The following is a 10,497-nucleotide window of genomic DNA, read 5'->3' as shown; positions in this document are numbered from 1 at the left end:
TCGCTCCCACATTTTGGACAGTGGTCAACCTTCAAACCACTCTCGACGCTCAGTGAAAGTGTTCTGGATCAGCTCAACGATCATCTGCACCTGCGCGGCCCCCTCGGACTCGGCATTGACCGCCATCCACACCTGACGCAGCATCGGTTGACTGAACAGCCCCGGCAGTTCAACAAGCCCGCGGTCGAAGCGGCTGATGTATCCGGGCAGCAGGCCAATGCAGGCGCTGCAACGGATCATCTCCAGCATCAGCTCATAGGAATGCAACTGCACTACCCCGGCCAGGCGCTGGTCCACGAGGTTATTCCACGGTCGGAAACTGTCGACCTGACGGTTATGCTGCCATTGCACCAGCAGGAAGTCCGCCAGGTCGTCGAGGCTGTCTGGCCGCGATGCGACCCGTGAATACCGTTTGGCGATATGGGGCAGGTAGTCGAGCCGCGCCAGACGCCGGGGCTCGCTGACGGCAAAACTGGGTCCGGGCAGCGGTGATTCGGTGCCGGCCAGCCACAGCACCACATCGGCGCTGACCGCTTGCAGGGACAGTTCGCTGTCCAGAGTGATGATGTCCAGACGCACGCTGGCGTTGCGGCGCAATAAGGCAACCAGATCGCGACCGAGAATGTCATGCAGGATCGACTCGGCGACGGCCAGGCGTACCAACGGCTGTTCGATCACCGGCAAGTCGCGTTCGTGGGCCAAGGCAATCAACTGCGATTGCAGCTGCAATCCGTCCCGACTCAGGGCAACGCCATTCTCTGAGTGGCTGAACAGCGAACACTGCAGTTGCGTTTCAAGTTGCGCCAAGTGTTTGCGCAGTTGGGTGGCCTTGATATTGAGACTGCGAGCCGCCTGCATGAAACAGCCGCAGCGGGCACTGACCCGAAAAGACTGCGCCAGTACCGGATCGATCCCTGCCACCTGTGCGCGCCAGGATGAGCTTTTTTCTATGGGCGAGCGGTACTGGGCAACTTGTTGATTTGTGGTTTCCATGAATGGCATCGCTGACTCCATGTCGATCTGTCCTTGAAAGCCTCATCCTGCGCAGGGTTTATGAACCTGACGTGACACTCGGGGTGGAAAATCGATTCAGCCTCCAGGGGTTTGTCGAAAGCTCACCGCCAGGCGATTCCAGCTGTTGATGGTGGTGACGGCGATGGTCAGGTCGACCATTTCGCTTTCGCTGAATTGCTCCCGAGCCTGCGCGTAGACGTCGTCCGGCACATGGCTTTCAGCGAGCAAGGTGACGGCTTCGGTCCAGGCCAGCGCCGCGCGCTCTCGCGCATTGAAGAAGCCGCTATCGCGCCAGACCACGATCGAATACAAGCGACGGTCAGTCTCGCCGAGTCGCCGGGCATCCACCGAATGCATGTCGGTGCAGAAGGCGCAGCCATTGAGCTGCGAGGCACGAATCTTGATCAAGTGCAGCAAAGGCGGCTCGATGCTGAGGTTGCTGGTCAAGGCTTCCATGGCAATCATCGCTTTCATCGCCTTGGGCGATGCGCTGTAGTAATCCAGGCGGACGTTCATGAAGTGACCTCGCGGATCGAATGTGTGCCCCTCAAGGTAGGCGTTGATACACAGGCGTTACAGATCCAATTCTGCGAAATACCCATGGACCACTCAGGCACCAGACCAATCGGAGGTTTTTCGCCCACGCAACTTTTGCGCAGGCGTTCATGCGGGTAATCTGGCCCGACGCACACGCGCCTCAATCGCCCCAGGAGCCTCGCCGGTATGGAACTTCACGTTGTCATAAACGGCCGCAAGGACCTGGCAGGCCAGTTGTACAACCAACTGCGCAGCGCCATCGAATCCGGTCGTCTGGCAGCCGGGACGCAGCTGCCGCCCAGCCGTTTGCTGGCAGAACAACTGGGCATTTCGCGCAAGACCATTTCCGATACCTACACGCAACTGACCTACGAAAACTTCCTCACTGGGGTCATCGGCAAAGGCACTTACGTCAACGCCAGACCGGCCAAAATCACCCGCAAACAGAGCCATTCGGAGCTGGCCAGTGCCGAGGTCATCGAGTCCTGGCGCAACCTGCCGGTGTTCCTGCGCCATCCGACGCTGGAAGGCTCGTTGCGCTATGACTTCATCGGTGGCGCCACCAGCAAGGGCCAGTTTCCCCAGGATGACTGGCGGCGCTGCACCGCTCACGCCTTGCGCCAGATCGCCGCGTCCAAGGGCTTCTACAGCCTGCCCGAAGGCCTGCCGGCGCTGCGCAATGCGATTGCCCGGCACATCGCGTTTTCTCGCGGGGTCAATTGTCAGGACGAAGACGTGGTGGTGTGCAATGGCGCGCAACAGGCGCTGGACCTGATTTCCCGGGTGCTCACGCGTCCCGGCAGCATCGTCGCCATGGAAGACCCCGGTTATCCGCCCGCTCGCCTGTTGTTCGGGACCCACGGTGCCACGGTGATCGGCGTTCCGGTGGACGCGGAAGGCATTCAGGTGGACAAGATCCCCCTCGGCACCCGCCTGATCTACGTCACGCCGTCGCACCAGTTCCCCCTCGGCATGCCGATGAGCCAGGCGCGCCGGGTGGCGCTGCTGGAACGAGCCCATGAGTTGGGTGCGATCATCATCGAGGACGATTACGACAGCGAGTTCCGCTACGAAGGCCGGCCCACCGACTCGCTGCAAAGCATGGACGAACGCGGCATCGTCGCCTACGTCGGGACCTTTTCGAAAACCCTGCTACCGGAGTTGCGCCTGGGTTATGCGGTCCTGCCACCGGCGATTCTCGACGCGGTCATTCGCGCCAAGCAGCTCACCGACCTGCACACCTCCACCCTGCCCCAATGGGCGCTGGCCAAGTTCATCGCCGAAGGCTGTCTGCTCAAGCACATCCGGCGCTGCCATACGATCTATGCCGGGCGTCGTGAGCGGATTCTCGAACGCATGGCCGGCGATCTGTCGCCGTGGCTCGAGGCGGTGCCGACTACTGCCGGGTTCCACATGGTGGTTATGTGCAAAGTGTCTATCGATATTCCGTTGGTGATCGACCTGGCGAAAAAGGTCGAAGTCGGGGTGTATCCCATCGACAGTTTTTTCTATCAACAAGCGCCGCAGTCCGGGCTTTTCCTCGGTTTTGGCGCCATCGAAACCCTCGACATCGACATCGCCCTGGACCGCCTGCGGGACATTTTGCAGCAGGTTGCCTGACGGATTGGTCTGCGTTTTTATCCCGCGATTGGCTATTGGTGGTCCGGGGATGCAGGCCTATCCTGCATAAACGTTATCCCTCAATGAGCAGGATTCGTCCGGCCTGATTCAGGAGTGTGAGCAATGTCCAACGAAGTGATCAATACCGTTAAGGTGCAGGCCGCCGCCGGCCGCTCGGACGAACTGGGCAAGCAACTGCAAAAGATTGTCGACACCCTGCGCGAACTACCGGGCTGTGATTCCTATATGGTCGACCGCTGCCCCGAGGACGACAACCGCTGGACGGTCAGCGCCCGCTGGCAATCGGAAGCGGCCATGCAAATGCACTTCAACTGCCCTGAAGTCCAAGGCTTTATCGGCCTGATCGACAGCCGCCTGGCCAACAGCGTCGATTTCAACAGCTTTCCTATCGTTTAGAAATTAGATCGCCGCCTTCGGCTACTCCTGCAGGGCTATGGGTACCTCTGCAGAAGTGGCTGGAGGCGGCGATCTTGTTGTTTCAACGCCCATGATTGGCCCCCTCGCCTTCAGGAAAATTGGCTGTTTGATTGGCTCCGGCTGAGACTTACTGTGGTCCCTGCCACTAACCACAGCAGGTGATAACCCATGAACGCCTTCCGCTACTGTGCTGCGCCCCTCGCCGCCCTGGCCCTGACCTTTTGCAACTCAGCATTCGCCCACGAAGCCGCGCCTTCAGAAAAGGTCACCGTGTTGCAGGACCAGATGTTGAAAAACGCACCGGGTAAAAAAGCGCTGATGATCGAAGTCGATTACAAACCCGGCCAATCATCCATCGCCCACAAGCACGAGGGCACGGCCATGGCTTACGTCCTTTCGGGAGAAATCATTTCCCAGGTCAAAGGCGAAAAGGCGATCACGTACAAGGCCGGTGAATACTGGTACGAACCGGCCGGCTCGGAGCATTTGGTCTCGAAAAATGCCAGTACCAGCAAACCCGCCAAACTGTTGGTGTTTATGGTGTTAGCGCCAGAAGAAAAAATATTGATCCCTTTGGAAAACTGATAGCTGTTACGTCAGCCATAAATAAACAGGCTCGAATTAAGCATTCGGGCCTTTTTATTTCCCGGCGTAATTAACCGGGGGCTTTTAAACCAAACAAAACTAGTAGTCGCCTCACAAGTACGGTGATTGGCCAACTCATTCAGTGACGATAGGTTTAGTCTGGAATCTCCCCAACTGTGTCCGACCTATTAACTTTCCGACTCAAGTTGTTTCACGGGAGAAACACCATGAAACTTGCACTTGTCAGTACCTTGTCGATGACGGTTCTTTTAACGGGTTGTTCTATTCCCACTGCACCGAAGGCTGTTTCTTCGCTCGACGGCATTTTCACCGAGCCGGTGGGCCGCAGCAGCGCCACGCATATCACCAATGGCAGCAACGTGTCCCTGGGCATCGTGTACAGCCGCAACACTCAAACCAACCGCGCCTACCTTCAGGATTACCAGGCCAACGCCGGCACCGGTTTCGGCCAGAGCCTGTTGGTGCAGTCGATTCACGACGCTTACGTCGCCACCTCCAAACCGGACCTGGCGGTGGACTGGGTCAAAGCATCCTTGCAACGTCAGTTTGGCTCGGTGACGGTGTACCCGGACATGCAAAGTCTAAGGGCCGCTAAACCGGACGTGGTCGCCATCGTCGATACGCGCAGTCAATTGATGACCTCGCGCAGTTCGGATATCAGCGCGAATGTCAGCGCGTCGTTCTACGATTCCAACTTCAACTACATCGGCACTGCGCAAGGTCATGACGCTAAAGAACTGAGTCCGATATGGGCGGACTATAAGCGCAGCGAAGAGATCGTTGCCGATATAAACGAACAACAGAATGTGCAAGTTCGGGCGCTGCAGAAGTTTGACCGGTCGCTCAGTAATTTATTGACCAGGCCGACAGATAAAGTGTCGATGATCGATAACACAACAGATCAGAAGTTGTATTGAGGCACATGACCCCATCTCGAGCAGGCTCACTCCCACATTAGTTCTGTGTACGATGCAAACTAATGTGGGAGTGAGCCTGCTCGCGATGAGGCCCGACCAAACGCCACAAAAATATCAGGCAAAAAAAACCCCGCATCTCTCAATGCGGGGCTTCTTCATTCAGCGCCTGATCAGGCAGCCGGCTCCAACTCAGCGCTGGCAATGCTAGTGGCAGTGACTGGCACTACCGCTTGACCGCTCAACGCCAGATCCAGCAACTCACGGTTGGCCACCGCATACATGGCGTAATCAGTGCCGCTGGCGGCACGGATTTCTACCAGCATGGCGCGCCAGCGTTCGATCATGCCTTCGTGCTCTTCCATCCACAGCTCCAGACGGGTTTCCACGTCCTGGGTGCCGTCGCCCTGTTGCAGGACAGAGATGGTGATCGCACGTTGTTGCCAGTCGACATCGTCGCGGAACGCTTCACGAGCCAGGGCCTGCCAGTTGTTTTCAACCGGCAGAGCGCTGATCTGTTGCAGATACCAGGTGATGTCCAGCGCGCTGCCCACGGCGAAGTAAGCCTTCGCCACGTCGGCGGGGTTCTGACCGGTCACGTCGGACGCTTCGATGATCGGCAGCAAGGTGTACAGGTGAGTGGTGCCTGCAACCATGCGCGCCAGCAACTCAGGAACGCCAGCCGCAACGTACGCCTGATAACGGGTCTGCCAGCCTTCGCGGGTCGGGCCTTCCAGCAATTCGTCGAGCTTGAGGCCCAGCGCTGCCAGATGTGGACCGAAGTGCGCGACGTCACGGGCAGCATTCTGCTCGTTGCGACGGCTGCGCAGGAACCAGCGCGTAGCGCGACGGCCCAGACGCATCAGCTCATCCATCAGCTCCAGTTGCACGTCGGCAGAAACCTGGTAGTCCAGGGCTTCGATCTGACGGAACCAGTGTGGGAGGTGGAAGATGTCACGCACGATCACGTAAGCACCGGCCACGTTCGCCGGGCTCATGCCGGTCGACTCTTTGAGTCGTTGAACGAAGGTGATGCCCATGTGGTTGACCAGATCGTTGGCGATCTGGGTGCTGACGATTTCACGCTTCAGACGGTGACGGCGCATGGCGTCGGAGAACTTGCTCACCAGGGTCGGCGGGAAAGCGGTTTCCATGTCGCGCGTCAGGTAATCGTCGTCCGGCACCAGGGAATTGAGCAGCGCTTCCTTGAGGTCGATCTTGCTGTAGGAGATCAGCACCGACAGCTCTGCACGGGTCAGGCCATGGCCTTCCGCGAGACGCTCGTTGATCGCTTCTTCGGACGGCAGGAACTCGATGGCGCGATCCAGCTTGCCGCGGCCTTCCAGATCGTTCATCAGGCGCTTGTATTCGGCAATCCGCACGAAGGCGCGGCGTGCCGCCAGGGACAATGCCTGAGTCTGCTTGTAGTTGTTGCCCAGCACCAGGTTGCCGACTTCGTCGGTCATGCTCGCCAGCAACTGGTTACGTTGCTTGTCGGTCATGTCACCGGCATGAACCACTTCGTTCAGCAGGATCTTGATGTTCACTTCGTGGTCGGAGCAGTCCACACCACCGGCGTTGTCGATGAAGTCGGTGTTGGAACCGCCGCCATTGAGGCCGAATTCGACACGACCCAGCTGGGTCATACCGAGGTTACCGCCCTCGCCCACGACTTTGCAGCGCAGTTCGTTGCCGTTCACGCGCAGTGCATCGTTGGCCTTGTCGCCGACATCGGCGTGGCTTTCGCTGCTGGCTTTGACGTACGTACCGATACCGCCGTTCCACAACAGATCCACCGGTGCCTTGAGCAAGGCGTTCAGCAGTTCGGTCGGGGTCAGCTTGTCAGCCTGAATGTCGAAGCGCTCTTTCATCTGCGGGGAAATCGCGATGCTTTTCGCGCTACGGGAGAAGATCCCGCCGCCTTCGGACATGATGCTGGTGTCGTAATCCGACCAGGCCGAACGCGGCAGGTCGAACAGGCGCTGACGCTCGGCGAAGCTGTTCGCCGGCTCCGGGTTCGGGTCAATGAAGATGTGCAGGTGGTTGAACGCTGCGACCAGTTGCAGCTTGTCGGACATCAACAAGCCGTTACCGAACACGTCACCGGCCATGTCGCCGACGCCAACTACCGTGATGTTGTCTTCCTGGACATTGATGCCGCGTTCGCGGAAGTGACGTTGAACGCCAACCCACGCGCCCTTGGCGGTGATGCCCATCTTCTTGTGGTCGTAACCGGCCGAGCCGCCCGATGCGAACGCATCGCCGAGCCAGAAGCCGTAGTCGATGGCGATACCGTTGGCGATGTCGGAGAAGGTTGCAGTGCCCTTGTCCGCTGCCACCACCAGGTACGGGTCATCGTCGTCATGACGCACGACGTTGGCCGGCGGTACCAGCGCGCCGTCTTTCAGGTTGTCGGTGATGTCCAACAGGCCCGAGATGAAGATGCGGTAGCAGGCGATGCCCTCGGCCGCGATCTCGTCTCGACCGCCACCCAGTGGCAGGCGACGCGGCAGGAAGCCGCCCTTGGCGCCCACCGGCACGATGACCGAGTTCTTCACTTGCTGGGCTTTTACCAGGCCCAGGACTTCGGTGCGGTAGTCTTCTTCACGATCAGACCAGCGCAGACCACCGCGAGCAACGTTGCCGAAGCGCAGGTGCACGCCTTCGACGCGTGGCGAGTAAACGAAGATTTCGAACTTCGGTACTGGCTTCGGCAGCTCTGGAATCTGGTGCGGGTTGAACTTGAAGCTGAAGTAGGACTTGTTCTGACCGTGGGCGTCGGTCTGGTAGAAGTTGGTCCGCAGGGTGGCCTTGATCAGGTCCAGGTAGCGACGCAGGATGCGGTCTTCGTTCAGTACCTGAACGTCGTCCAGTGCGCTGAGAATCGCGTGCTCCAGGCGTTGCTGCTTGTCTTCCAGATCGTCGCCGGTCAGCTTGCGCGCCAGGTAGAAACGGGTTTTGAACAACCGGGTCAATTCGCGAGCGATGTCGGTGTGGTTGTTCAGGGTGCTGGCGATGTAACCCAGGTCGAAGCCCAGGCGAATCTGCTTCATGTAACGGGCGTAGGCACGCAGCAGCGCGACGTCGCGCCATGGCAGGCCGGCGGTCAGCACCAGGCGGTTGAACGCATCGTTCTCGGCATCGCCACGCACGATGTGGACGAACGCGTCCTGCAAGGTGTCGTTGAGTTGCTGGATGTCGAGTTCCAGGCCTTCAGCGGCAGTGAACGCGAAGTCGTGAATCCAGAACTCGCGGCCATTGTTGTGACGCAGGCGATACGGGAACTCACCCAGCACGCGCAGGCCGAGGTTTTCCAGAATCGGCAACACGTCGGACAACGCCAACGGAGTATCGGCGTGATACAGCTTGCAGTGCAGCTCGCGCTGACCGGAAACCTGACCCAATGGCTGATAGAAGCTCATCACCAGCGGATTGGATTCTTTCAGGCTCAACAGGTGCTGCATGTCGACCACAGCCGAATGCGCGGCGAAACGCTCGCGGTAACCGGCCGGAAAGCCTTTCGGGAAGTCGGCCAGCACGTTGGTGCCGTGGGCTTCGCCGAAGCTTTCGACCACCAGGCTTGCGTAGTCGTCCTGCCAGCTGCGGCAGGCTTGCACGACTTCTTTTTCCAGCAGAACCGGGTCGATGTCCAGACGGTTTTTCGGATCGACACGCAGAATCAGTTGCACGCGGGCCAGCACGGACTCGGAGAAGAAAGTCCAGAACTCGCAGTCCGAGGCTTTCAGGCGATCCATCAGCACTTGCTGGATCTTCTGGCGCACTTCGGTGGAGTAGATGTCGCGGGGCACGTAGGCCAGGCAGTAGCAGAAACGACCGTACGGGTCTTTGCGCAGGAACACGCGAATCTTGTTGCGCTCCTGGATCTGCACGATCGACATCACGGTGGTGAACAGTTCGTCGACCGGGGTCTGGAACAGGTCATCGCGCGGCAGCACTTCAACCACCTGCGCCAGTTCCTTGCCCAGATGAGCCTTGGCCTGGAAGCCGGAACGACGTTCGATTTCCTCGACCTTGCGGCGGATGTACGGGATGACCCGCACGCTCTCGCCATACACCGAGGAGGTGTACAGGCCCATGAAACGGCATTCCTTGATGACGTTGCCGTCGGCGTCGATTTCACGGATCGACACGTAATCCGGGTAAGCCGGACGGTGTACACGGCTTGGGTGTGCAGCCTTGGCGAACGACAACAGGGTCGGTTCGCGCAGGTAGTTCACGGCGTAGTCTTCGATGCGCAGGTCATCGTAGGTCAGGCCGGTGCGCAGCAATTTGGTCAGGCCGAGGAAGGAGTCCTGATCGTAGACGATGTGGCCGCCGTCGGCCTCATCGCGAACCACGAACTCTTCATAGCCCAGGAAGGTGAAGTGGTTGCCCACCAGCCATTCCAGGAAGCTTTTGATTTCGGCTTTTTCTTCAGCATCGACAGCGAACTGGCTGTTGTCCAGGCCGGTGAGGATTTCCTGGACCTTGGCTTTCATCGGTTCGAAATCGGCGACCGCAACGCGGACTTCACCGAGAACCTGTTCCAGTTCCTTGCTCAGGACATTCAGTTCCGCCGAGTTGGCGCAACGGTCGATTTCCAGGTACATCAACGACTCTTGCAGCACGTCGTCGCCCTGGGTGCCTTTCGGCAGGATCTCCAGCAGCTCGCCCTTGCTGCCGCGACGCACGCTCAGCACAGTGGTTTGCAGGGTGTGGATGCTGTAGCCGCGACGGTTCAGCTCGGTGCGTACCGAGTCCACCAGAAATGGCAAGTCGTGGTGCAGCACTTCGACCGCGGTGTGGGTCGACTGCCAGCCGTGGCGTTCGTAATCGGGGTTGTAGACGCGCACTTGCGGTTGCGCGTGATCGAAGCGCTCAAGCAGGCGCCACGCAGAAAGGGTGCAGCCGGCGAGGTCGGACAACCGACGCTGGGTCAGCTCGTCCAGGGAAATGATGCCGAAAAATTGTTCCGCGAACAGCGCCACTTGTGGCAGTGCCTGTTCACTGATGTGCTGGGCCAGTGCCGCTTGCAGTTGGTGCTGGAAGTCGGCTTTGCTGGCTGCGGTGAAGAACGCCATCTGTGGTACTCCGCTTGGGCTTGTTATTGATGGAAGCGTCGCGTGCAAACCCCTTTCGGGGCAATCCGTCACCCTGTTCCTGATTCTCGGGCAGAGGAAACAGGATGACAGGTGGGTGAAGCTGGACGAGACACTCAGGTCACATTCACCTTCCAAGAATGGGCATCTGCAAAAACGACTGGGCAAGGTACAGCGCAATGCCTTTACAGGTGCTCATCCGTTGCGCAGCTTAACCAGTGCGGCAAGGCCCGTGCTTGCAGCGCTGCGACATATTCGGTCATCGGTAC

At 59.1% G+C, this 10,497-nt stretch carries 7 protein-coding genes; 4 read left to right on the top strand and 3 right to left on the bottom strand.

What is annotated here, in order from left to right; translation table 11 throughout:
* Window positions 1-24: 24 nt before the first annotated feature.
* Together ACQ4OB_RS24870 and ACQ4OB_RS24865 are read right to left on the bottom strand one after the other, a co-directional pair.
* Window positions 25-1,002 (bottom strand): LysR substrate-binding domain-containing protein, encoded by a 978-nt coding sequence (locus ACQ4OB_RS24870; protein ID WP_430956648.1) that lies wholly within the window; start codon window positions 1,000-1,002, stop codon window positions 25-27.
* A gap of 87 nt (window positions 1,003-1,089) precedes the next feature.
* Window positions 1,090-1,530 (bottom strand): carboxymuconolactone decarboxylase family protein, encoded by a 441-nt coding sequence (locus ACQ4OB_RS24865; protein WP_102614358.1) that lies wholly within the window; start codon window positions 1,528-1,530, stop codon window positions 1,090-1,092.
* A gap of 207 nt (window positions 1,531-1,737) precedes the next feature.
* On the opposite strand from ACQ4OB_RS24865, the gene ACQ4OB_RS24860 reads away from it, so the two are divergent.
* The 4 genes from ACQ4OB_RS24860 (at window position 1,738) to ACQ4OB_RS24845 (ending at window position 5,132) form a co-directional block, all read left to right on the top strand.
* Window positions 1,738-3,171 (top strand): PLP-dependent aminotransferase family protein, encoded by a 1,434-nt coding sequence (locus ACQ4OB_RS24860; protein ID WP_074876845.1) that lies wholly within the window; start codon window positions 1,738-1,740, stop codon window positions 3,169-3,171.
* Window positions 3,172-3,294: 123 nt separating this feature from the next.
* Window positions 3,295-3,588 (top strand): putative quinol monooxygenase, encoded by a 294-nt coding sequence (locus ACQ4OB_RS24855; protein WP_008150809.1) that lies wholly within the window; start codon window positions 3,295-3,297, stop codon window positions 3,586-3,588.
* Window positions 3,589-3,777: 189 nt separating this feature from the next.
* The gene (locus tag ACQ4OB_RS24850; protein WP_430956647.1) at window positions 3,778-4,194 is read left to right on the top strand and encodes a cupin domain-containing protein; all 417 of its coding nucleotides are present in this window, start codon (window positions 3,778-3,780) and stop codon (window positions 4,192-4,194) included.
* Window positions 4,195-4,421: 227 nt separating this feature from the next.
* Window positions 4,422-5,132, top strand: a complete 711-nt coding sequence (locus tag ACQ4OB_RS24845) for an ATPase (RefSeq protein ID WP_430956646.1) — start codon at window positions 4,422-4,424, stop codon at window positions 5,130-5,132.
* A 170-nt stretch (window positions 5,133-5,302) separates the two neighbouring features.
* On the opposite strand, the gene ACQ4OB_RS24840 is transcribed toward ACQ4OB_RS24845, so the two are convergent.
* A complete protein-coding gene (locus ACQ4OB_RS24840) occupies window positions 5,303-10,210 on the bottom strand; it encodes an NAD-glutamate dehydrogenase (protein ID WP_102614360.1) in 4,908 nt (1,635 codons plus the stop codon).
* Window positions 10,211-10,497: the final 287 nt, after the last annotated feature.

Origin of the sequence: Pseudomonas sp. ES4 (genome assembly GCF_050586665.1) — a bacterium.
GTDB classification, from domain to species: domain Bacteria; phylum Pseudomonadota; class Gammaproteobacteria; order Pseudomonadales; family Pseudomonadaceae; genus Aquipseudomonas; species Aquipseudomonas frederiksbergensis.
This window is presented reverse-complemented; position numbering and strand designations above follow the sequence as displayed.

Excerpts from the sequence above, each read along its gene's own strand:
- ACQ4OB_RS24870 (WP_430956648.1), bottom strand. The coding sequence starts at position 1,002 with ATGCCATTCATGGAAACCACAAATCAACAAGTTGCCCAGTACCGCTCG.
- ACQ4OB_RS24865 (WP_102614358.1), bottom strand. The coding sequence starts at position 1,530 with ATGAACGTCCGCCTGGATTACTACAGCGCATCGCCCAAGGCGATGAAA.
- ACQ4OB_RS24860 (WP_074876845.1), top strand. The coding sequence starts at position 1,738 with ATGGAACTTCACGTTGTCATAAACGGCCGCAAGGACCTGGCAGGCCAG.
- ACQ4OB_RS24855 (WP_008150809.1), top strand. The coding sequence starts at position 3,295 with ATGTCCAACGAAGTGATCAATACCGTTAAGGTGCAGGCCGCCGCCGGC.
- ACQ4OB_RS24850 (WP_430956647.1), top strand. The coding sequence starts at position 3,778 with ATGAACGCCTTCCGCTACTGTGCTGCGCCCCTCGCCGCCCTGGCCCTG.
- ACQ4OB_RS24845 (WP_430956646.1), top strand. The coding sequence starts at position 4,422 with ATGAAACTTGCACTTGTCAGTACCTTGTCGATGACGGTTCTTTTAACG.
- ACQ4OB_RS24840 (WP_102614360.1), bottom strand. The coding sequence starts at position 10,210 with ATGGCGTTCTTCACCGCAGCCAGCAAAGCCGACTTCCAGCACCAACTG.